20 protein-coding genes are annotated in these 22415 nt (G+C 73.4%); 9 read left to right on the top strand and 11 right to left on the bottom strand.

Annotation, left to right across the window (positions count from 1 at the left end):
* Window positions 1-90: 90 nt before the first annotated feature.
* Both ABD371_RS33535 and ABD371_RS33530 read right to left on the bottom strand, forming a co-directional pair.
* Window positions 91-1509 (bottom strand): HEAT repeat domain-containing protein, encoded by a 1419-nt coding sequence (locus ABD371_RS33535; RefSeq protein ID WP_344485715.1) that lies wholly within the window; start codon window positions 1507-1509, stop codon window positions 91-93.
* 293 nt (window positions 1510-1802) lie between these two features.
* Complete coding sequence (locus tag ABD371_RS33530) at window positions 1803-2195, bottom strand: ankyrin repeat domain-containing protein (protein ID WP_344485712.1); 393 nt, start codon at window positions 2193-2195, stop codon at window positions 1803-1805.
* 302 nt (window positions 2196-2497) lie between these two features.
* On the opposite strand from ABD371_RS33530, the gene ABD371_RS33525 reads away from it, so the two are divergent.
* Together ABD371_RS33525 and ABD371_RS33520 are read left to right on the top strand one after the other, a co-directional pair.
* Entirely contained in the window at window positions 2498-2692 is a 195-nt protein-coding gene (locus ABD371_RS33525; protein ID WP_190126486.1) for a hypothetical protein, read from the top strand.
* A gap of 76 nt (window positions 2693-2768) precedes the next feature.
* Window positions 2769-4364 carry a hypothetical protein gene (locus ABD371_RS33520; RefSeq protein ID WP_344485708.1) on the top strand — a complete coding sequence of 532 codons (1596 nt, stop codon included), beginning with the start codon at window positions 2769-2771 and terminating at the stop codon, window positions 4362-4364.
* 86 nt (window positions 4365-4450) lie between these two features.
* Here the strand turns inward: ABD371_RS33520 and ABD371_RS33515 are convergent, their stop codons facing one another.
* Window positions 4451-5950, bottom strand: coding sequence for an SCO1417 family PLP biosynthesis transcription factor (locus tag ABD371_RS33515; RefSeq protein ID WP_344485705.1), 1500 nt, complete (start codon window positions 5948-5950; stop codon window positions 4451-4453).
* A 64-nt stretch (window positions 5951-6014) separates the two neighbouring features.
* On the opposite strand from ABD371_RS33515, the gene yczE reads away from it, so the two are divergent.
* The 4 genes from yczE (at window position 6015) to ABD371_RS33495 (ending at window position 9631) form a co-directional block, all read left to right on the top strand.
* Entirely contained in the window at window positions 6015-6818 is an 804-nt protein-coding gene (gene yczE, locus ABD371_RS33510; protein ID WP_381735348.1) for a membrane protein YczE, read from the top strand.
* Window positions 6815-7579 (top strand): glycerophosphodiester phosphodiesterase family protein, encoded by a 765-nt coding sequence (locus ABD371_RS33505; protein WP_344485699.1) that lies wholly within the window; start codon window positions 6815-6817, stop codon window positions 7577-7579. The genes yczE and ABD371_RS33505 overlap by 4 nt, the downstream gene beginning before the upstream one ends.
* Window positions 7580-7639: 60 nt before the next feature.
* On the top strand, window positions 7640-8989 hold the full coding sequence (locus ABD371_RS33500) for an MFS transporter (protein ID WP_344485696.1): 1350 nt from the start codon (window positions 7640-7642) through the stop codon (window positions 8987-8989).
* A gap of 267 nt (window positions 8990-9256) precedes the next feature.
* Window positions 9257-9631 (top strand): RNA polymerase-binding protein RbpA, encoded by a 375-nt coding sequence (locus ABD371_RS33495; RefSeq protein WP_003959706.1) that lies wholly within the window; start codon window positions 9257-9259, stop codon window positions 9629-9631.
* Between the two features lie 160 nt (window positions 9632-9791).
* On the opposite strand, the gene fxsA is transcribed toward ABD371_RS33495, so the two are convergent.
* The 5 genes from fxsA to ABD371_RS33470 all read right to left on the bottom strand — a co-directional run bounded on the left by fxsA (window position 9792) and on the right by ABD371_RS33470 (window position 15357).
* Entirely contained in the window at window positions 9792-10409 is a 618-nt protein-coding gene (gene fxsA / locus ABD371_RS33490) for an FxsA family membrane protein (RefSeq protein WP_344485691.1), read from the bottom strand.
* Window positions 10410-10464: 55 nt separating this feature from the next.
* Complete coding sequence (locus ABD371_RS33485) at window positions 10465-11361, bottom strand: helix-turn-helix domain-containing protein (RefSeq protein WP_344485688.1); 897 nt, start codon at window positions 11359-11361, stop codon at window positions 10465-10467.
* 436 nt (window positions 11362-11797) lie between these two features.
* On the bottom strand, window positions 11798-12583 hold the full coding sequence (locus ABD371_RS33480; protein ID WP_344485685.1) for a polyprenol monophosphomannose synthase: 786 nt from the start codon (window positions 12581-12583) through the stop codon (window positions 11798-11800).
* 592 nt (window positions 12584-13175) lie between these two features.
* The gene (locus ABD371_RS33475; RefSeq protein WP_344485682.1) at window positions 13176-14813 is read right to left on the bottom strand and encodes an amidohydrolase; all 1638 of its coding nucleotides are present in this window, start codon (window positions 14811-14813) and stop codon (window positions 13176-13178) included.
* A 103-nt stretch (window positions 14814-14916) separates the two neighbouring features.
* A complete protein-coding gene (locus tag ABD371_RS33470; protein WP_344485679.1) occupies window positions 14917-15357 on the bottom strand; it encodes an Lrp/AsnC family transcriptional regulator in 441 nt (146 codons plus the stop codon).
* A 202-nt stretch (window positions 15358-15559) separates the two neighbouring features.
* Between ABD371_RS33470 and ABD371_RS33465 the strand changes: the two genes are divergently transcribed.
* Window positions 15560-15967, top strand: coding sequence for a hypothetical protein (locus tag ABD371_RS33465; RefSeq protein ID WP_344485677.1), 408 nt, complete (start codon window positions 15560-15562; stop codon window positions 15965-15967).
* A gap of 126 nt (window positions 15968-16093) precedes the next feature.
* Here the strand turns inward: ABD371_RS33465 and ABD371_RS33460 are convergent, their stop codons facing one another.
* From ABD371_RS33460 to ABD371_RS33450, 3 genes are all read right to left on the bottom strand, one after another.
* Entirely contained in the window at window positions 16094-17266 is a 1173-nt protein-coding gene (locus ABD371_RS33460; RefSeq protein WP_344485675.1) for an acyl-CoA dehydrogenase family protein, read from the bottom strand.
* Between the two features lie 230 nt (window positions 17267-17496).
* Window positions 17497-17658, bottom strand: a complete 162-nt coding sequence (locus ABD371_RS33455) for an SCO1431 family membrane protein (RefSeq protein ID WP_344485673.1) — start codon at window positions 17656-17658, stop codon at window positions 17497-17499.
* Window positions 17659-17812: 154 nt separating this feature from the next.
* Window positions 17813-19219 (bottom strand): C39 family peptidase, encoded by a 1407-nt coding sequence (locus ABD371_RS33450; RefSeq protein WP_344485671.1) that lies wholly within the window; start codon window positions 19217-19219, stop codon window positions 17813-17815.
* A 163-nt stretch (window positions 19220-19382) separates the two neighbouring features.
* On the opposite strand from ABD371_RS33450, the gene ABD371_RS33445 reads away from it, so the two are divergent.
* The gene (locus ABD371_RS33445; protein WP_344485668.1) at window positions 19383-20087 is read left to right on the top strand and encodes a uridine kinase family protein; all 705 of its coding nucleotides are present in this window, start codon (window positions 19383-19385) and stop codon (window positions 20085-20087) included.
* A 343-nt stretch (window positions 20088-20430) separates the two neighbouring features.
* Window positions 20431-22338: an AAA family ATPase gene (locus tag ABD371_RS33440; RefSeq protein ID WP_344485665.1), complete on the top strand. Its 1908-nt coding sequence runs from the start codon at window positions 20431-20433 to the stop codon at window positions 22336-22338.
* Window positions 22339-22415 lie beyond the last annotated feature (77 nt).

Below are 22415 nucleotides of genomic sequence, written 5' to 3'. Positions count from 1 at the left end.
GCCCGGGGCCGCGCGCCGGGGCCGCCCGCCGCCGCTCGGCCCCGGGGCGGGGCGGGCGGCGGAGGGGGTGCCGGGCGGGAGAGGGCGGGGTCAGACCGCTTGGGGGTCCTGATCCATTCTGCTGCGCACCGCGGTCTGGACCTCGGCCTCTTCGGCGGGGTCCGCGGCGAGCCTGCGCAGCCGTTCGGCGACGCGCACATCGCCGGTCTCGGCGTGCCGCGCGGCCACCTCCCGGGTGGTCTCCTCGCAGTCCCAGAGACATTCGACGGCGAATCCCGTGGGGAAGGAGGCGTCGGTGGCCGCCAGCGCCCTGGCGGTGCGTCCCCGCAGCTGGGAGGAGGCGGTCTCACGGTAGACATGGCGCAGCACGGGGGCCGCGCAGCCGATGCCGAGGCGTCCGGCGCCGTCGACGAGGGTCCACAGCATGGGCGCGTCGGGGCCGTCGGCGCGGACCGTCTCGCGCAGCGCGCCGAGGACGAGCGGGGAGTCGGCCGTGCCGCCCCGGCAGGCCAGCACTCCGGCGGCGGAGGCCCCGAGGGCGTCGGGCCGGTGGACCCAGCCCCGGGCGCGGTTGACGGCCTCTTCGCCGCACATCCGCTCGAAAGCCGAGATCGCCGCGTCCGCGACGGTGCGCGAGCCGCCCGCGTACGCCGCCTCGATGAGGTCGAGGACGGCGGGGTCCTCGGAGACGGCGAGGTGGTGGAGCGCGGTGGAGCGCGCGCCGTCTCCGCCCTCGCGGGCCGCGCGGAGGATCGCGGGCCGGTCCTCGGCCCCGGCGACCGCCGAGAGGCAGCGGGCTGCGGGGACATGGAGTGCGGCGCCGCGCTCCAGACCCTCCTCCGCCCAGTCGAAGACCGCCTGGACGCTCCAGCCGGGCCGTGGGCCGGTGGGGCTCAGCTGCCGCTGCCAGCGGTCGAAGGAGCCGGCCTCGCGGGCGGCGCGCACCCGGGGGCCGATCTCGGGCCTGGGGTCCTCGGCCCACAGCCGCCAGGGCCTCGGTTCGAAGGCGTCCCGCACGGCGGCGGTCAGTTCGGCCTCACCGTCCGGGGTGGCCGGGAATCTGGCGAGGATGGGGGCGGCGAGCGCGCGGAGTCCGGCGTCGTCGTCGCGCAGGGCCAGCTCGTCGAGGGCCCAGGCCCAGCCGGCTCCGGTGGCGGCGTAGCCGCGCAGCAGCATCAGGGCGTCGTCCCTGCCGTACGAGGCGAGGTGGCCGAGCACCGCGAGCGCGAGGCCGGTTCTGGCCTCGTCGGTGTCGAGCCGGTCGTCGATGTCGTACAGGTGCCGCTGGATCTCCTCGAGACCGCCGTGGAGGTCCATGTAGAGACGGGCGTAGTAGAGAGAACGGTTCTCGACCTGCCAGTCGTGACGGGGATCGTTGAGCACGCAGTGGTTGAGGGCGGCGAGCGCTTCGGCGCGGGGTGCGGCGAGCGCGTGCAGTGTGCCGTCGCCGCGGCCCCTCTGCAGCAGGCCGAGCAGCGTGCCGCTCGGCGCTATGACTGGATCGAACATGGGGAAGGCCTCACATCAAGCTCTCGACGCGACCGGGGAATGGAGATGTCTAGGCCGCGCAGCAGCATGAGAAGCCGCCCGTCGTCATCCGCGTCTTCCGCTTGTTGTAGACCATCTTCCTGCCTCTCGTCGGTGGGCCCCAGGGGAACTCCCGGTGATGTCCGGGGCAGGGCCTGACGTCATGATGACCCACCCATATCGCCACCGCGACCACATTTACGACGTCCCCGCCAGGGGCTCACGGTGATGTCCGGGTGCCTCTGAGCTTGCTGTCCGTGTGCCGTACGACGGCCTCACCGGACGCCGAACAGCTCCAGAAGCTCTGTCTTCCCAAACATCCGCGCGGTATCCGCGGCGGAGGGGGTTCCGGCCTGGGGATCGGCTCCGCCGGCCAGCAGGGCGCGCACGACGGCGTCCTCGCCCTTGAAGACGGCGCCCGCGAGCGGGGTCTGTCCCCGGTCGTTGTGGCGGTCGGGGTCCGCGCCACGGGCGAGGAGGGCCTCGACAGCGGCGGCGTGGCCGTGATAGGCGGCGAGCATGACCAGGGTGTCGCCCCGGTCATTGGTGAGATCGGCGGGGACGCCCGCGTCGACATAGGCGACGAGCGCCTCGGTCTCTCCCTGGCGGGCCAGGTCGAAGACCTTGGTCGCGAGCTCGATGACCTCGGGGTCCGGGGTCTCGCTCATCGTGGGAACCGCCTTTCGCTGGGCTGATGGATGCCTCGGTGGGCCGGGGTGCGCGAGGCAGCGGCGGCCGCATGGGTGAACCGGGACAGATTACTGCCCGGCCGGCCGTGACAGGGCGCGTTCCGGCTGTGACGGGGGCACTGTGCCGTGCGACGGCCCGGTGCGCCCGCCGGGAAGCCGGTCGCGGTGAACCAGTGCAGTGAAATTCTCACCCTTTCACCCATTTGCACCTTTTATCGCATAGATACTTCCTGCGAGGTTGGAAGAACTCATGGTGACCGTCCCCTCACCCAGGAGAACTCATGAACCTTTCCATGTCGGGCGTGGTGCTGCTCGCGATCATCGTCTTCCTCTTCTTCCGGAAGGGCGGCCTCAAGGCCTCGCACGCCGTGGCCTGCGCACTCTTCGGGTTCTTCCTGGCGGGCACCGCCATCGCCCCCAGCATCGCGGCGGGCAGCCAGAGCCTGGCCAGCCTGCTCGGCGGGATCAAGTTCTGACCCCGGCCGGTCCCCCGGCCGCCGCTCCCCGTACCTCCCGCACCCGCCCGCACCCCCGCACCCCCAGGAGACCGATGTGGCCCGGCGACCGCTCCCCCGCATTCTGAGCAGCGGCACCGCGCGGATCGCCCGGACCAGGGAGATCGCCCGCACCGCCGCCGACGGCGCCACGGACGTCCTCCATCCGCTGATCACGGTCTCCCGCGGCCTGCGGAAGCTGGCGGTCCTGGCCCGCCGGAAGTGGGCCGACACCCCCAAGGACAGGCGCGGCCCCACGCTCGCCCTGGTGGCGGGATGCGTCACGGCGATCGCGCTCGTCCCGTTCGGACCGCTGCTGGCCCTGGTCTCGCTGATGGGGGCGGCCGCCTGGCAGGGGCGGGTGCGCACCCCGGTGCGGACAGGGCCCGACGAGGCCGAGGCCGGGCGGCTCCAGTCGCTCTACGAAGCCCTGGTGCCGTACTTCACCGTCCCCGAGGACCCCGCACCGCTCTACACCCACGGCGGCGAGTGGACCGGCGCCCTCCACGACTACGCCTTCGACGAGAACGGCCGGCTCACCGAACTGCGGGTGTCCTACCCCGCGTACTTCACCGACGGCGAGGCGGAGTCCCGGGCCCGGATCGAACAGCTGCTGCACGCCAAGTCCGGCCGGGGCCGCGAGTACCGCTTCGTCTGGGACGAGGAGGGCAACCAGCTGCTGATGCGGGTGCTGCCCGCCCTGTCCACCGCCATCGCGGCGCAGCGCTTCGTCACCGCCCCCGGCGAGACCGTGCTGGGCTTCACCGACGCGGGCGCGGTGCAGCGCACCGTGCCGGTGACGGACGGCGAGGAGAGCCGGGACGCGCCGCCGGTGATCTGGCGGACGGGGCCGCGCTCCACCGAACCGCATCTGCTGGCGGTCGGCAGGCCCGGCGGCGGCACCACGACCCTGCTGCGCTCGATCGCCCTCCAGGCCCTCCAGCACGGGGACGTACTGATCGTGGAGGGAGGCGGAACCGGCGACTACGCCGCGCTCGCCGGGCGCTCGGGGGTGCTGGCCGTCGAGTGCGGCCTCGCGGGGGCGCTCACCTCCCTGGAGTGGGCGACGCACGAGACCGAGCGGCGGCTGATCGCGGCGAACCGCGCCCGGCAGGCCGGACACCCGGTGCCCGACGACGTCAAACGGCCCCTGTGGATCCTGGTGGACCGGCCGGGTGTCTTCGGACACCTGGCCGCCGCCGACGGGCGGCGCGACCCTCAGGAACTGCTCCAGGTGCCGCTGCGGCACGGCAGGGCGGCCTCGGTGACGGTGGTGGTGGCCGAGCAGTCCGACAGCCTGGACACCCTGTCCGAGACGGTACGGACGCACACCCGCGCCCGGGCGGTGCTCGGCCCCGCCGGATTCGACGAGGTGGCCGCGGTGCTCGGGGCGGCCCCGCACACCACGCCGACGCCCGAGGTCCCGCCGGGCCGGGGATACGCGCGCCTCGGCGAGGGGCCGGTGCTCAGGCTCCAGGTCCCGGCGACCCCGGACCCGTACGACGACGCGACCAGCGAGGCGCACCGGCGGGCGGTGCTGGACCTGCTCCCGGAGCGCCAGGACACGGGCGGGGGCGAGCCGGACCCGCCGGACGACCTCACACCCGCGCGGGAGCCGTCGGCCGCGCCCGCCCCCGTACCGGCGGAGGGCTGAACAGGGGCGGCGGGCGGCCCGAGGTGGGTCAGGGCGGTCCCACGTCAGGACGGCCCGAAGGCGGCGGGGCCGGAGAGGACGCCGGATCAGGCCACGAAGGTCCTCGGCGCGTCCGTGCCCGTCGTCGCGCCCGTCTCCACCAGCCGGGCCGCGGCGGCCAGCCGGGCGGCGGCCTCGTCCGCGACCGGGCCGCCGACGGTGAAGGGCAGCCGGACGAAGCCCTCGAAGGCCCCGTCGACCCCGAAGCGGGGACCGGAGGGCACCCGCACCCCCACCCGCTCGCCGACCTCGGCGAGCCGTGAGCCGGAGAGCCCGCCGGTCCGCACCCAGAGGGTGAGCCCGCCGTCCGGAACGGCGAACTCCCACTCCGGCAGCTCCCGGCGCACCGCCGCCACCAGCGCGTCGCGGTTCTCCCGGGCCTGGGTGCGGCGGACGGCGACCGCCCGCTCCCAGCCGCCGGTCCGCATCAGCCAGTTGACGCCGAGCTGCTCCAGCACGGGAGTGCCCAGGTCGGCGTAGGCGCGGGCGGCCACCAGCGAGCGGATCACCTCGGGCGAGGCGCGTACCCAGCCAATGCGCATCCCGGCCCAGAACGCCTTGCTCGCCGAGCCGACCGTCAGCACCGTGGAGCCGGCCGGGTCGAAGGAGCAGACCGGCCGGGGCATCTCGCGGCCCTCGTCGAGATGGAGCTCCGACATCGTCTCGTCCACCACCAGGACGGTCCCGGCCGAGCGGGCCGCGTCCACCAGACGCCGGCGCTGGTCGTCGTCGGCGAGCGCGCCCGTGGGGTTGTGGAAGTCCGCGACGACATAGGCCAGGCGCGGCGCGGCGTCCCGCAGCACCTGACGCCAGCGGGGCAGGTCCCAGCCGCCGAGTCCCTCCTCCATCGCCACCGGCACCAGCCGCGCCCCGGCCTCGCGCATCAGCTGGAGGATGTTGGCGTACGAGGGCGACTCGACGGCGACCCGCTCCCCGCGCCCGGCGAAGAGATGACAGATGGCGTCCATCGCGCCCATGGCCCCGGTGGTGACCATGATCTGCTCGGGCATGGTGGGGATGCCGCGCTCGGTGTAGCGGTCGGCGAGCATCTGGCGCAGGGCGGGGATGCCCGCCGGGTAGTCGCCGTGGGTGTGCGCGTACGGCGGCAGCTCCTCCAGCGCGCCCTGGATGGCGCGGGTGAGCCAGGGCTCGGGCGCGGGCAGCGCCGCGCAGCCGAGGTCGATCATGGCCCCGAGGGACTCCGGGGGCAGCGGCTCCAGACCGCGCGCGGGCAGCGGGTTCCCGGCCGGGACCGCGGTCCAGCTGCCCGCGCCCCTGCGCGATTCGAGGAACCCCTCGGAGCGCAGCGCCTCGTAGGCGGCGGCGACGGTGGTGCGGCTGACGGAGAGTGCCAGGGCCAGTTCCCGCTCGGCGGGGAGCCGGGCGGCGACGGGGACCCGGCCTTCGAGGACGAGCAGCCGGACGCCGTCGGCGAGCGCGCGGTAGGCGGGCGGCTTGCGTGCGCCGGGCCCGGCGGGGCGGGGCTGCTGGGCGGTGAGCTGACGGGCGAGCTGGGACGCTCCGACCGCCGAGGTCCACTGAGTCATGGAAATCAGTCCACCTTCCCGGAATTGGCCATGGTTGCCATCCGTTCCATAGCCACAGAGTGTCATGGGTCAGTCCACCATCGCCAGAGGGGCCACCACCGTGAAGAGAAGGTCCACCCACCTCCCCCGTCGGCTGTTCCAGCTGTACGCCGGTCTGGTGCTGTACGGCGCGAGTTCGGCGCTGCTGCTGCGGAGCGGCCTCGGTCTCGAACCGTGGAATGTGCTGAACGAGGGACTCTCCGAGCGGACCGGGCTGACCATCGGCACGATGTCGATCATCGTCGGGGCGGCCGTGCTGCTGCTGTGGATCCCGCTCCGGCAGCGCCCCGGCCTCGGCACGGTCTCCAATGTCGTGGTCATCGGCCTGGTGATGGACGGCACCCTGGCGCTGCTCCCGGACATCGAGGCGCTGGGGGCCCGGATACCGCTGATGGCGGTGGCCGTCGTGGCCAACGGCGCGGCGACCGGCCTCTACCTCACGGCGCGGCTCGGACCGGGGCCGCGCGACGGTCTGATGACGGGGCTGCACCGGGTCACCGGCCGCTCCATCCGGCTGGTGCGCACGGGGATCGAGGTGACAGTGGTGGTGACGGGGTTCGCGCTGGGCGGCTCGGTCGGCGTGGGCACGGTCGCGTACGCCCTGGCGATCGGCCCGCTGGCCCAGTTCTTCCTGCGGGTCTTCGCCGGGACCGGGACGCCGAAGACCGCCGGGGAGGGCTCGGCCGGAAAGGGCGCGAAGGACGTCGGCGGCCCGGCGGGCACGATCGTCGTGGCCTCCGGAGACGGCGCGGCCGGGCCGACGGCCCCGGCGGACCCCGCGGCCCCCGCCGTCGGCCGGCCGCCCAAGCGGGCGATACTGCGGCGGTGACTCGCGTACGCCATCCCTATCTGGACCACCCCCTGACCCTGCCGTTCGCCCATCGCGGCGGCGCGGCGGACGGGGTCGAGAACACGGCCGCCGCGTTCCGGCGGGCGGCGGCTCTCGGCTACCGCTACTTCGAGACCGATGTGCACACCACCTCGGACGGGAAGCTGGTCGCCTTCCACGACACGACGCTGGACCGGGTCACCGACGCGCGGGGCCGGCTGGCCCGGCTGCCGTGGAGCGAGGTGCGGCGGGCCCGGGTGGCCGGCCGGGAGCCGCTGCCGCTCTTCGAGGAGCTGCTGGAGGAGTTCCCCGGGGCGCGCTGGAACGTGGACGTCAAGGCCGAGTCGGCGGTGGCCCCCCTGGTCGAGCTGGTGCGCCGCGCGAGGGCGTGGGACCGGGTCTGCGTCGGCTCGTTCTCCGAGGGCCGTGTCGCGCGGGCGGCGCGGCTGGCCGGCCCCCGGCTGGCCACCTCCTACGGCGTGCGCGGGGTGGTGGGGCTGCGGCTGCTCTCGCTCGGCGTCCCGGCCGCCGTGCGCGCCGGGGCGGTCTGCGTCCAGGTGCCCGAGGAGCGGTCCGGGATACGGGTGGTGGACCGGCGGTTCGTGCGGACGGCGCACGCCCGGGGGCTCCAGGTGCACGTGTGGACGGTGAACGACCCGGAGCGGATGGGACGCCTGCTCGACCTGGGGGTGGATGGCATCATGACCGATCATCTGGAGACGCTGCGCACGGTCCTGACGGACCGGGGGGCCTGGGCCTGATTCGCCCGCCCGCTCCGGGGAACAGACACCGCGAGGAGCGGGCGACGAGTGGGGGCGCGGATGACCGCCGAGACCGTGGACACGGCGACCGACGGGCCCGGCGGCCGCTTACGGGAGCAGCGCGGCTGGTACTTCTACGACTTCGCGTGCTCCGTCTATTCGACGAGCGTCCTCACCGTGTTCCTGGGGCCGTATCTGACCTCGGTGGCGAAGGCCGCGGCGGACGCGGACGGCTTTGTCCACCCGCTGGGCGTTCCGGTGCGGGCGGGTTCCCTCTTCGCGTACTCGGTCTCCGCCTCGGTGGTGCTCGCGGTGGTGCTGATGCCGCTGGCGGGCGCGTGGGCGGACCGTACGGGCCGTAAGAAGCCGCTGCTCGCGGTGGCCGCGTACACCGGGGCGGCGGCGACGGCCGGCATGTTCTTCCTCGATGGTGAGCGCTACGCGCTGGGAGCGCTGCTGCTGATCGTGGCGAACGCGTCCCTGTCGGTGTCGATGGTGCTCTACAACGCCTATCTGCCGCAGCTGGCGGAGCCGGCCGAGCGCGACGCCGTCTCCTCCCGGGGCTGGGCCTTCGGCTACACCTCGGGCGCGCTGGTGCTGGTGCTCGATCTGGTGCTCTACAGCGGGCACGAGTCCTTCGGGCTGTCGGAGTCGGAGGCGGTACGGATCTGTCTGGCGACGGCGGGGCTGTGGTGGGGCGCGTTCACGCTGATCCCGCTGCGGCGGCTGCGGGACCGGCGGGTGCGCGGCGACGGCACGGGCGCGGTGGGCTCGGGATGGCGGCAGCTGGCGGCGACCCTCAAGGACATGCGGCGGCATCCGCTGACCCTCTCCTTCCTGCTCGCGTATCTGGTCTACAACGACGGCATCCAGACGGTGATCTCGCAGGCCTCGGTCTACGGCTCGGAGGAGCTGGGACTCGATCAGACGACCCTGATCGTCGCCGTGCTGCTGGTGCAGGTGCTGGCGGTGGCGGGCGCGCTGGGGATGGGACGGCTGGCGAAAGCGCATGGCGCGAAAAGGACCATCCTGGGCTCGCTGGCGGTGTGGACGCTGATCCTGGTCGCCGGCTTCTTCCTGCCGGCCGCCTCGCCGGGGTGGTTCTTCGCGCTGGCGGCGGCCATCGGGCTGGTACTGGGCGGCAGTCAGGCGCTGTCGAGGTCGCTTTTCTCACACCTGGTGCCGCGCGGCAAAGAGGCCGCGTACTTCTCCGCGTACGAGCTGAGCGACCGCGGACTGAGCTGGCTCGGGCCGCTGTTCTTCGGCCTCGCGTACCAGCTGACCGGCAGTTATCGCGATGCGATCATCTCGCTGGCGGTCTTCTTCGGGGTGGGTTTCGCCCTGCTCGCACGGGTTCCCGTGGCCTGTGCGGTGGCGGCCGCGGGCAATCCTGTGCCGGACCGGATTTAGACGGTGAAGTGAAAGGCCGGTAGTGTACGCGTTTGGCCTGCCAGGCGGACCGTTACTGCGCACAGGGGGGAAGTGGAATCAGTGGGTGACACTTTCTGTCAGATGTGACAAACCGGGCACTGGCGGGTACCCCAACTTTGGGAAAGCAGCGGCACGACGGGCGACGCGTGACCCGGAACGGGAATCTTTACGGCCGACCGGACGTTGACCGGATGACGACGACAGCGACACCTGTCCTGTGGGCGACAAGCCCGGGAGGCACGATTCATGAGTGAGCGAGCTCTCCGCGGCACGCGCCTCGTGGTTACCAGCTACGAGACGGACCGCGGCATCGATCTGGCCCCGCGCCAGGCGGTGGAGTACGCATGCCAGAACGGACATCGGTTTGAGATGCCGTTCTCGGTCGAGGCAGAAATTCCGCCGGAGTGGGAGTGCAAGGCGTGCGGCGCCCAGGCACTCCTGGTGGACGGGGACGGCCCCGAAGAGAAGAAGGGCAAGCCCGCGCGCACGCACTGGGACATGCTCATGGAGCGGCGTACCCGCGAGGAGCTGGAGGAAGTGCTGGCCGAGAGGCTGGCGGTCCTTCGTTCCGGTGCCATGAACATCGCCGTGCATCCGCGGGACAGCAGGAAGTCCGCGTAAGCCGGATACCGGAGCATCGAGCAAGACAAGAGCCGCGGGCCGTGTCACACCATGTGTGTGCCACGGCCCGCGGCTTTTCGCGTACGTGGTGCGCCACCCGGGCGCGACCGGCCCGGAGCGCGCTCCGGGCCGGTCGGCCGGTCGGCCGGTCAGCGGGAGATCAGCGGGAGAGCGGGGGCCTGGGACCGCCGCCGGGGCCGCCTTCGCCGTCGGCGCTGCCGTAGGGGCGGGCCTGAGAGCCGTCCTCGCGGATGACCTCGCCCTGGACGACCTTGCCGTCCGGGCGGTGGATACGGGCCTGCTGGAAGGCGTCCCCCAGGCTGCCGGGGTCGGCGCGGCGCATCCGGCGCTCCAGCGAGCGCTCCGCGTACCGCCCCAGCAGGGAGCGGACCGGCGGGGCCAGCAGCAGCAGGCCCGCCACGTCGGAGAGCAGGCCGGGGAGCAGGATCAGCAGCCCGCCCAGCATCAGGAGGCCATTGCCCCTGCCGCTCTGCGGGGCGGTGGCCGAGGGGTCCGGCCGGCCGCCGTTCTCCTGCTGCCGCTGGAGGGTCTCGGTCAGATTGCGGAAGGCCCGCCGCCCGGCGCGCTTGATCACGGCTCCGCCGAGGACGGCGCCTGCGGCGAGCAGGGCGAGCACGGTCAGTCCGCCGGCCGCCCCGGCCACCAGGGTCAGCAGCCAGATCTCCAGGACGAGCCAGCCGGCGACGGCGAGCGGAATGAGGGTGCGGGCGCGGGAACGTTTGGGGCCGGGGGTGGTCGGGGGCATGCCGGTCGTCATGCCCCCAGTGTGCCTGGACGGCCGCCGGAGCGGCGTAAGGGGGTGATCGGAAAGATCATTCCCCGCCCGCCCGGGACCCCCCGGCCGACCCCGACCCCGACCCCGGCCCCGTCCCGCCGCTCCGGGCGGAGAGCCGCGCCAGGGCGGCGGCCGAGGGCGATCCCGCGGCGGCGGAGTAGACGACGACGAACTCGCGGGGGTCGTCGGTGAGCCGCATGGTCTCGTACGACAGCTCCAGCACCCCGCTGCCGGGGTGACGGATCGCGGTGGTGCCGTGCGCGACGCCGAGGACGGCGTGGCGCGACCACAGGGCGCGGAAGTCCTCGCTCGCCGCGCTCAGCTCGGCGACATGGGCGGCCAGTTCGGCGTCGTGGGGGTACTGGGCGACCTCGGTGCGCAGAAAGGCGGTGGTCTCGTGGGCCTTGGACTCCCAGTCCACGTACAGCTCCCGGGCGCGCGGGTCGGTGAAGATGATCCAGCCGATGAGACGGCGCTCCGGCGTTATCCGGGCGAAGTCGAGGAACACCTCGCACGCCGGGCCGTTCCACTCCCGGACCGTGCCGCGCGCACCGACCAGATAGGCGGGGGCGGACAGGGCCTGGAGCGCCTGGCGGACCCCGGAGCGGACCGGGGTCTCGGCGGGGTCCGTCCCGGCGAGCGTCTCGGCGAGCGCGTCGGGCCGGGCGAGGCGGTAGAGATGGCGGTGTTCGGCCGGGGTCAGCCGCAGCGCCCTGGCGACCGCGTCCAGGACGGTGTCGGAGACCTGCGAGCCGCGGCCCCGCTCCAGCCGGATGTAGTGGTCGACGCTGACGTCGGCGAGGGCGGCGACCTCTTCCCTGCGCAATCCGTGCACCCGCCGGGATCCCGAGGTCGGCAGCCCCACATCGCCCGGGACGAGCCGGGCCCGCCGTGACAGCAGGAAGTTCCGGAGTTCTGGGTTGTGGAGGGCCATGGTCGAGATTATGCGGCCGGGGGAAAGCCCCGGGGCAGCCCTCGTCACCGGGTGCACCGGGTGCGGGCGAACGTTGTCCGAGAAGCGCCGTCGGGCGCGCCGGGCCGCCCTGCGGGGCCGCGCCGTCTCCGGCACGGCCCCGGGCTCCCCCGTACCCCCCGTTCCCCCGTGCTCGGCTCCGTGCGTCCGCTCGGACCGGGCCCGCCCCGCTCGTGCGGCCGGCCGGCAGGCGGGGAGCCGGCCGGCCGCCGAGTCGCCGGGGCGTTCGGGTGGACCGGAATCAGTTTCGGGGCGGCGGCGGCCGGGTGACAGGGCACAGCTCGCACTGGATGGGCGACGGCCGGTGTGGTAACGGATCCCAGGGGGGAGGGCCGAGGGCGGCGGCGGAATCCGGCCGGGGCGCGGTCAGGACGCGGCCGGGGCGCGGCCGGGGCGGTCAGGGGGCGGAACGGCCGCGCAGCCGGTTGGTCCGGTCCGAGATGCCCCAGCCGGCGACCCGCCACAGGGCCTCCACCGCGATGTCGCGGTTCATCTTGGAATCACCCAGTTCGCGCTCGACGAAGGTGATGGGCACCTCCACCACGTGATAGCCGGTGGCGACGGCGCGGCGGGCGAGGTCGACCTGGAAGCAGTAGCCCTGGGAGGTGACCTGGCCGAGGCCGAGGCCGCGCAGGGTGTCGGCGCGGAAGGCGCGGAAGCCGCCGGTGACGTCGCGGATGGAGAGGCCGAGGAGGAGACGGGAGTAGGTGCTGCCGCCCCGGGAGAGGAACTCCCGGTACTTGGGCCAGTTGACCACCCGGCCGCCGGGGACCCAGCGGGAGCCGAGGACCAGGTCGGCCCCCTTGAGGGCGGTCAGCAGCCTGGGCAGCTCCTCCGGCTGGTGGGAGCCGTCGGCGTCCATCTCGATCAGCACGTCGTAGCCGTGCTCCAGACCCCAGTCGAAGCCCGCGAGATAGGCCGCGCCGAGGCCCTCCTTGCCCTTGCGGTGCAGCACCCGGACCTGTTCGTCCTCGTGGGCCAGCTCGTCGGCGATCTTGCCGGTGCCGTCGGGGCTGTTGTCGTCGGCGACGAGGATGTCGGCGTCGGGCACGGCGGCCCGCACCCGGGAGACGATCGTCGTGATGTTCTCGGCCTCGTTGTAGGTCGGAATGATCACCAAGGATCTGCCGAGCGGCCCATACCGCTTCGCCTGGGCTTCGCTGTCCCTAGCGCCGTCGTTCACTGCTGGCCCCTTTTATGTCCGTGCACAGAGCCCAACCATAGCGATCGCCGGGCGGGGCTCCCGCGACGGCACGGGGCTGGGGTGTCGGCCGGGGCGTGGCCGAGGGGCCGGGGGCCCGCCGCGCGCGAGACGACGGGAGAGGCGACAAAGGGTACGGACAGGGGTCCGGCGTCCTTCGGGCCGGCCTGGGACCCGCCGGCTGCGGGCCGACCGAGAGCCGTTGTCTACTGAACGCCGGACCCCGTCCGGGTCTCACCTGCCGTCCGGCTGAAACCTTCCCTCGCTCCCGAGGCGCGGGCGCTGGACCTGGCTCCCAGTGGCGGTGCTCCGGTGCGGCGCACTGCCCCATGGCCCAGCGGCGTTCGACGACTGCGTGGAGGTCTGCCGGTCGGACGTCCTGTGGTGGACTCGGCCGAACCTACCCGCCCCTGGGCGCTTCATGTCAACAGTCGAGCGATCTGCGCGGTTTGCCCAATTCAGCCGGTTCCACGGGAAAGACTCGCAGGTCGCGGCCGACCGCCCGGAACGGCGGGCCGGGGAGTGAGATACCCGTACGTCACTCGTTCGGCGGCTCACGACCGGTTGGTCCAGCTCACGACCGGTTGGTCCAGACGGTCCGTCCGCGCACCACCGTCCGCAGACAGACCGGCAGCTCCCGGCCGGGGGTGAGGTCGGGCAGTCCGGGGGTGCCGGAGCGCGGGTCGGTGGACCAGCGGGCGACCCGGTCGTCGGGGGCCTGGACGATGAGTTCGCCGGTGCGCCACAGGGCGTAGTCGGCCGGGGCTCCGGGCACCAGTACGCCCGCGTCGTCCCGGCCCGCGGCCCGCCAGCCGCCCCGGGTGTGCGCGGTGAAGGCGGCGCGGACCGAGATCCGGTGCTCGGGGGTTTGGTGGAAGGCGGCGGCGCGGACGGTTCCCCACGGGTCGAGCGGGGTGACGGGGCTGTCGGAGCCGAGGGCCAGCGGGACCCCGGCGCGCAGCAGCGCCGCGTACGGGTTGAGGGTGCGGGCCCGCTCCACGCCCAGGCGCTGGGCGTACATGCCCTCGTCCCCGCCCCAGGCCGCGTCGAAGGCGGGCTGCACGGAGGCGGTGAGGCCGAATTCCGCGAAGGCGGCGACGGTTTCGGGGGTGAGCATCTCGGCGTGCTCGATCCGGTGGCGGGCGGCGCGCACCCGGGCGAGGCCGAGGGTGTCGGCGGCCCGGCGCACACCCGCCACGACGGCGGTGAGGGCGGCGTCGCCGATGGCGTGGAAGCCGGCCTGAAGACCGGCCTCGGTGCATGCGGTGACATGGGCGGCGATGTCGCCCTCGTCGAGATGGGCGGTGCCGGTGTGGTCCGCGTCGGCGTAGGGGGCGTGGAGGCAGGCGGTGTGGGAGCCGAGGGAGCCGTCGGCGAAGAGGTCGCCCGCCGCGCCCCGCGCCCCCAGCTCCCGTACCCGCTGGGCGTCCTTCTCGTCCGCGACTCGCTCGGCCCAGTAGCCGACGACCCGGGGGCCGGGGCGGGCGGCGGCGAGGGAGAGCAGGCCGGTGAAGTCGTCCTCGTCGGAGATGTCGGGCCCGGCGCACTCGTGGATCGTGCCGATGCCCAGCGAGGCCGCGTGCTCCAGGGCGGCGAGCTGGGCCCGCTCGCGCTGGGCGGGAGTGATCGCCGCGTGGGCGGCGGCGCGTACGGCGTGGTGGGCGGCGTCGGTGAGCGGCCCGTCGGGGTGGTAGCCGGTCAACCCGGTGACCTGGGGCGCGAGGTCGAGGAGGGCGGTGGTGACCACGGCCGAGTGGACGTCGATACGGGTGAGGTAGAGCGGGCGGCCACCGCTCGCCTCGTCCAGCTCGGCGCGGGAGGGGTGCCGCCGCTCGGGCCAGCGCGCGGCGTCCCAGCCGTGGCCGATGAGCACTTGGCCGGCGGGGCGGCCGGCGCTGTGCTCCCGCACCCGCCGCAGCGCGTCGGCGAGGGTACGGGAACCGGAGAGGTCGAGGCCGGTCAGCGCGAGGCCGGTGGCCGTGGTGTGCACATGCGCGTCGGTGAACGCCGGGGTGACCAGAGCCCCTTCGAGATCGACGACCTCGTCGACCCCCGCGGCGAAGGCGTCGGCCGCGCCCTCGGAGCCCACCCAGGCGACATGCCCCCGCTCGACGACCATGGCGGTCGCGAAGGGGTCGGCGGGGCTGTGGACTTCTCCGCCGCGCAGCAGTGTGGTGCGGTGCTCGTCGCTCGGGTGGCTGTTCTCGGTCATGGCACCACCCTAGGTCGTGCCCTCGGGCGGCCGGATTCAGGCGGTCCGGTTCAGCCGGTCCAGTTTCGCGGGCCGGTTTCGCGGGCCGGTTTCGCGGGCCGGTTCAGATGCGCGGCGGGCGGGCCTCGTAGGGGGTGGAGAGGACGACGGTGGTACGGGTGGAGACACCGGCCAGCGAGCGGATGCGGGTGAGGAGGTTCTCCAGCTCCAGGGGGGTGGCGACCCGCACCTTGAGGATGTAGTTCTCGTCGCCCGCGACGCTGTGGCAGGCCTCGATCTCGGGGACGTCGGCGAGGCGTTCGGCGATGTCGTCGGGGGCGCTGGGGTCGAAGGGCTTGGCCGAGATGAACGCGGTGAGCGGCAGCCCGACCGCCTCGGGGTCCACAACCGCGGCGTAACCGCGGACGACTCCGCGCTGTTCGAGCCGGCGCACCCGCTGATGCACCGCCGAGGTGGACAGGCCGGTGGCCTTGCCCAGGTCGGTGTAGCTCATGCGGCCGTCCTTGACGAGCAATTCAACGATGTGACGATCCAGCTCCTCCATGCGGATCAACCTAATTGCCCGAGCCGTCTCCGGCACAGTCCCGCGGGCCGTGCCGGGGCATCTACGAGGCTCATGTGACGAACGCCACAGAGATGGAGGGGGCTCGGCCGTGACCGGACGGTTACCAGCTAATCGCATGGGGAAGTGCTTGCTGTGGTCGAGGCCACATGTCCCTGGTTGGCCCACCCGAGGGGGAGAACCCATGCAGAGTGTCAAGAACATCGGCCGTCCCGAACCGGAGCCTCTCGATCCGGCCGAGTCGGCTGAGCTGGACGAGTTCGACGCGTACGACACCTTCGAGATGTACCGGGTCGTATGCCCCGACTGCTCCCAGCCAATCGCGCTTCTCGCGGAGGAGGAGACACTGCCGGAGCACGCGCTGTGCCCCACTCCGTGGAATCCGTTCGGGCTGACCGTCTGCTCCGGCACCGGCCGCTCCGCCGGCGCGGCCCGGCCCGCCGACGAGACGCTGGAGGTCCAGGAGCAGGAGATGGGGCTGCTGCTGACGCTGCCTCAGAGCCTGGACTGGCGTATGCAGCCCTTCTCGCACGTCGGCGGCCCCGGCTCCCGTCCGGTGCCGACCCGGTCCGCGCACCGGCGCGCCGCCTGACCTTCCGTACCCGTACGACCCTCCGCACCCCGTACGACCCGGCGGTCCGGGAGCCCCGCGGCGGCCCGGGACGGAAAACGGCAGTGCCGCGCTCTCCGGGAGAACGCGGCACCGGGGCGGGGAGGTTCAGCGCGACTCGGGTCCGGCCAGATGGCGGGCGATGACCATGCGCTGGATCTGATTGGTGCCCTCGACGATCTGGAGCGCCTTCGCCTCGCGCATGTAGCGCTCCACCGGGAAGTCGGCGGTGTACCCGTAGCCGCCGAGCACCTGGACGGCGTCGACGGTCACGCTCATCGCCGCGTCCGTGCAGAACAGCTTCGCCATGGCGGCCTGCCGGGAGAAGGGGCGTCCCGCGTCCCGCAGCCGGGCGGCGGAGAGACAGAGCGCGCGGCCGGCCTCGATCCGGGTGGCCATGTCGGCGAGCATGAACCGCAGCCCCTGGAAGTCGGCGACCGGGCGGCCGAACTGAAGGCGTCCGGTGGCGTATCCGAGGGCCTCGTCCAGGGCGGCCTGGGCGACGCCCACGGCGCAGGCCGCGATGCCGAGCCGGCCGGAGTCGAGGGCGGAGAGCGCGATGGCGAAGCCCTGCCCCTCCTCGCCGAGCCGGCGGGCGTCCGGGACACGGACCCCGTCGAAGTGGAGCTGAGCGGTGGGCGAACCCTTCATGCCCATCTTCTTCTCGGGCAGGGCGGCCTCAAGGCCGGGCGCGTCGCCGGGGACCAGGAAGGCGGTGATGCCCCGGGCCCCCTCCTCTCCGGTGCGCGCGAGCACGGTGCAGAAGTCCGCGACACCGCCGTGGGTGATCCAGGCCTTGGTCCCGGTGATGATCCAGTCCTCGCCGTCGCGCACCGCCCTGGTGCGCAGCGAGGCGGCGTCGGAGCCGGAGGACGGCTCGGAGAGGCAGTACGCGCCGAGGAGTCCGCCGCCGAGCATGTCGGGCAGCCACTTCGCCCGCTGCTCCTCGGAGCCGTATCCGGCGAGTGCGTGGCAGGCCAGCGAGTGGACGCTGACGCCGAGGCCCACGGTGAGGCGGGCGGCGGCGAGTTCTTCGAGGACCTGGAGATAGACCTCGTACGGCTGGTCCCCGCCGCCGTGCTCACCGGCGTAGGGGAGGCCGAGCAGTCCCGAGGAGGACAGCAGGGAGAAGAGTTCCCGGGGGAAGTGCCCCGACTCCTCCTCCTCGGCGGCCCGGGGGGCGATCTCCCGCCGGGCGATGTCTCGGACCAGGGCGATCAGTTCCCCGGCCTCCTCCGTGGGCAGTTGGCGGTCCACCGGCTGCGGGACGCTGTCGGGCATTGCGCGTGCTCCTCCCTGTCGGGCGCTGTGGCGTGGCGCGCGAAGGGTGGGTGCGCGCATCGCCCGTCGTTCTGCCAGGCCGATGCTGCGCCTCCGGATCACGGAAGGCGCTGGTCGGCGGCTGTGGCGCGTTGAGTATGCCCGATCGGATGAGATACGTCACGGGTTGGCGGAGGCCGATGCTCCGTCAACTCCCGGCACGGTGGGAGGCGCTGCTCCGACGACGCGCCTCAGATCAGGCCGAGCCGGGTGACGAGCATGGCGACGACGACCACCAGGGTCCAGCCGACGATGTGCTCGACGAGGTCGGAGCGGTCGTCGGGGCCGCCGGTGCGGGTGCGGGCGGCGGCGGGAGCGACGGCGGTGGCTGCGGAGCCGGAGGCAGAGGTCATGGCGGTCTCGCTCGGTCGGACGGCGGGGGACGGGGGACGGCTCCCCGGGGGGTCTCGAAAAGCTCCCCGGTCGGCCGGTGTCCCGACCACAGTGCCAGGCGGACCGCCCCGGGGGTAGAGACGTACGTCACCGGCCCCGGGGCCGCGCCCGGCGTCAGCGCACCCCGAGAGCGTCCAGAGCCCGGCGCTGGGCGGGCGTGGGGCGCTCGGGCCAGTAGAGGTAGCAGACGCCTCCTGTGCCGGACGACACTTTCCCGCTCGCGTTGTACCGCTTGGTACGGAGCCAGATGTTCTCCCATTCCCGGCGGCGGTAGACCCTCCGTACCTCCTCGTTGGAGTCGGACGCGGGATCGTTGGCGATCACATCGCCCTCGGGGGTGAACCCGATCACGGTCATCAGATGGCCCGCGGTGCCGTAGCCCGCGCCGGTCAGCTCCTCCTTGAGGAAGGACTGCGAGGTGATCACGGGGATGCCCGCCGCGATCAGCCGCTCCAGGTCGGTCAGCGAGGTCAGCCGGGTGACGACCGCGTTCATCCCGGGGTGGGACGCCGCGTAGGCGGCGTTGAAGGGCCAGTTGCCGCAGCCCCGGTACTGATGGTCGTAGGTGGACCGGGCCGCGTGGCAGACCTGGGGGTCGTCGAAGGCCGGGTCGACCCAGGCGAGATCGCCGGGGGTGGGGCGGCGGCCCCAGTACTCGATGATCATCTGTGAGGAGGCGGGGCTGCACCACGCCTCGCCGCCGTTGTCGTACTCCGGGTAGCGGCCGATGTGGATGTTCTGGGAGTAGCGCGGCACCTCCAGCTCGCGCGCGGCACCCGGCCGTGTCACAGGTGTCGCGGGCACCGTGAAGCGGTCCGGTACGTCGGAGGCCATCGCCCCGGCCCGGTGGACCGTGGGGGTGAGCCGGCTGCCCGGCCTGCGGTGGAGGGTGAGCCGCAGCCGGTACGAGCGCAGCCGCGGCCCGTTCGCGGCGTCGTCGATCGAGAGGGTGTCGGTCCAGACGGAGGCCCGGCCGTCGGACTGGCCGTCCAGCGAGGTGCGTCCGATGTCCTGGTCGCCCGAGGCCCAGCGTCCCAGCACGAACCACGGCGAGGCCGTGCCGTCGGAGTAGACGCCCCTCAGCTCGGTCTGGAGCCAGGTGCCGGCCGGGGTCTCGGCGTTCCAGGAGGCGATGACCTCGGTCGCGGGGACCTCCGGGCAGTGCTCGGGCGAGGTCCAGGTGGCGTACTCCCAGCTCTCGGTCCGCCCGGTGTGCGGATCGGCGTACTCCAGCAGCCCGGCCGGGCGGGTGATCACCAGGCCGGAGCGGCGTCCGGCGACGGCCCGGACGCCCTCCCGGTCGCCGGAGCGCCAGTCGGCGTACGAGGACCAGAAGCGGTTGTCCACGGTCGGGGGCATCCGGTGCGGCCGGGGCGGACGCGGCGGCCGTCCGGCGGGCAGAGTCGCGGGTACGGAAAGAGCTGGGACGGGAAGGGCGGCGGCGGACGCGGTGGAGAGCGCTCCCGCTCCCGCGGCCGCCGCGATCGCGGCGCTCAGCACGGTTCTGCGCGAAGTGGCCAATGGAACCCCCAGGTCGGTGACGCTCGGCCGGTTGGACTCGACGGGGGCCACTATCGCCGCTGCCGACGGGTCCCGGCCAGCGTTCCGACCCCCTTCCCGCACCCCAGTATTGGCCTGGACCACTGGTGTGACCTGCGGCGTCCGCCCGCCGTAGGCTGGCCGAATGGAGGATCTCGACCGACTCGCCCGAACGCTGCGCGCACGGCCGCCGTCCTGCGGCCCGGTACGGCTGGTCGCGGTCGACGGCCACGCGGGCTCCGGCAAGAGCACCTTCACCGCCCGGCTCCGGGAGGCGCTGGCGCGCCTCCCCGGCCCCGAGGCCCCCGTCCCCGTCCCCGTCCCCGTACTGCACCTGGACGATCTGGCCAGCCACGAGGAGCTCTTCGACTGGACGGGCCGGCTGTTCGACCAGGTGATCGGGCCCCTGGCCCGGGGGGCGGACGCGCGCTACGCCCCGTACGACTGGAACGAGCGCCGCTTCACCCCGGCGCGCGCCCTGCCCACCGCGCCCGTCGTCCTGATCGAGGGCGTGGGGGCCGGCCGCCGGGCGCTCCGGCCCCACCTGGCGGCACTGCTGTGGATGGAGCGGGACGCCGAGGACTCCTGGCTCCGCGGCCGGCGGCGGGACGGCGAGGGGCTGACCGCCTTCTGGGACGGCTGGACGGCGGCGGAGACACGCCATTTCTCGGCCGACCCGTCGCGCCCTTTCGCGGATGCGCTGGTACGTGAGCGCCCCCAGGGGTACGAGTTGCTCCCAGGGCCCCGAACAAACGCACGTCAGAACCAGATCATCACACTGGGTGACCACCCTGCGGTGGGGTGGGGAGTCGTCGGAAAACCGCCCCCAGGGGGCCCGAACTCCGCTTGACCAAGGGGCCATACAGGTCTTACGTTCTCAATGTGCGGCCTTGAAGGCCGACTCGGACGCGAAGCCCCCGGTTGTTCCCCCGTGACCGGGGGCTTCGTTCTGCCCTTCTTCTCCGCCCGGATCCGCCAACCGCGACACCTCTTCCTCACCCTCGGTCACCGCGATCCGGATCACTTGACGGCACCCTTAATCTCGGCGTCTCCTCGCAGGTACGATGCCCTTCGTTGGGGTCAAATCCCGTCCAAGGAACGGCGGTTCGGTGCCTTGGCCGCCGTCACCCGCCGACGGCGGGCCGGGGGACGTCCTCCCGGACACGGCGCAGGTGCACTTTGTGGGGGGCCTGATGGACATCGGCACGCAGGGCGCACCGGCCCCCGCAGACCTCGCCTGGGTGCGCGGCGTGGACGCGTACACCATGGGGGCCTACCCCCAGGCGGAGGACGAGTTCCGGACCGCCGTACAGCTCGACCCCGGCATGGCCGACGGCTGGCTGGGACTGCACGCGCTGCGCGTCGACACCTCCAACGCGCTGCTGCGGATGTACCGCTCCCGCGACCGCTTCGGCGAGCAGCGCTCCCGCCACCGGCGCACCCTCAACTCCTGGTACTGGCTCGGCTGGTGGGTCCAGCCGGTCCTGGAGACCCCGCGCGATCTGCTGCTCGCGCACGCCTCCCACTGGCTCGACGGCCGCCATGTGCCCGATCTGGACCGGGCGCTGGCCGGGCTGCCGCCCGTGGACGCCGACCCCCAGGTCCGCTTTCTGCACGCCTGCCGCGCCTATCTCGTCAAGGACTGGGAGGAGTTGGTCCGCCACACCGAACCCCTGGTCGGCGACGCGCTGCTGGGCATCGAGGCCGGTCTCTTCGGCGGCATGGCCCGGGTGCGGCTGGAGATGTACGGACAGGCCGAGCCGCTGCTGTCGGCGGCCCTGATGCGCTGCCGCAGCGAACAGCCCCAGCGCAAGGAGCTGCGCTACTGGCTGGCGCGGGCCCATGAGGGCACCGGCCGCAGTGCGGCCGCCCTTCCGCTGTACCGCGCGGTGCACCGTGTCGACCCCGCCTTCATGGACACCTCGGCCCGGCTGACGGCGATCGCCGAGTACGACGGGATCGACGGCTACGACGAGTCGGCCGGGCTCGCCGTCTCCCTCGCCGGATTCGGCCCCGAACCCCTCCAGGAGCGGGCGGCCGAGGCCGTGGAGGCCGAGGGGACCGTCCCGGCCGAGGCCCGCCCCGGGCCCGACCAGCAGAGCCAGCTGCCCGGCGCGACCCCGCCCGGCCCGCCGTCCGACGCGATCAGACGGCGGACCCAGGGCGCGGGGCCGGACTCCCCCACCCTGCTGCCCTCGGGCCCCACCGATCCCGCGCTGCTCGCCGAGGCACTGGCCGAGCTGGAGCGGATGGTCGGCCTTGAACCGGTGAAACGGCAGGTCAAGGCGCTCTCGGCGCAGCTGGAGATGGCCCGGCTGCGGGCCGGTCAGGGGCTGCCGGTGCAGCCGCCGAAACGCCATTTCATCTTCTCCGGGCCCTCGGGCACCGGGAAGACCACCGTCGCCCGGATCCTCGGCAGGGTCTTCTACGCCCTCGGTCTGCTCGGCGGCGACCATCTGGTGGAGGCCCAGCGCTCGGACATGGTGGGCGAATTCCTCGGCCAGACGGCGGTGAAGGCCAATGAGCTGATCGACTCGGCGCTCGGCGGTGTCCTCTTCGTGGACGAGGCCTACAGCCTGGCCAACTCCGGCTACACCAAGGGCGACGCCTACGGCGACGAGGCCCTCCAGGTGCTGCTGAAGCGCGCCGAGGACAATCGCGACCACCTCGTGGTCATCCTGGCGGGCTACCCCGAGGGCATGGATCGGCTGCTCGCCGCCAACCCCGGGCTCACCTCGCGCTTCACCACCCGGGTCGACTTCCCCTCGTACCGCCCGCTGGAGCTGACCTCGATCGGCGAGGTGCTGGCCGCCGAGAACGGCGATGTGTGGGACGAGGAGGCCGTGGACGAACTGCGCTCCATCAGCGGCCATGTGGTCGACCAGAGCTGGATCGACGAGCTGGGCAACGGCCGCTTTCTGCGGACCCTGTACGAGAAGAGCTGCGCCTACCGCGATCTGCGGCTGTCCGGCTATCCGGGCACGCCCACCCGGGAGGATCTCGCCACGCTGCGGCTGCCCGATCTGATGCAGGCGTACGGCGAGGTGCTCTCCGGCCGGGGCCCGCGCGACCGGGGACCTCAGGAGCCCCCGGCCGGCTGAGCCAGTGCCGCGTCAGGCAACGTTCGTCCTGTCGACGACTTGGCGTAGGGGTTCGTGGGTGTTGTGGCGGTTTCGCC

Origin of the sequence: Streptomyces amakusaensis (assembly GCF_039532665.1) — a bacterium.
GTDB lineage: Bacteria > Actinomycetota > Actinomycetes > Streptomycetales > Streptomycetaceae > Streptomyces > Streptomyces amakusaensis.
The sequence above is the reverse complement of the archived record's forward strand: the minus strand, read 5'-3'. Positions and strand labels throughout refer to the sequence as shown.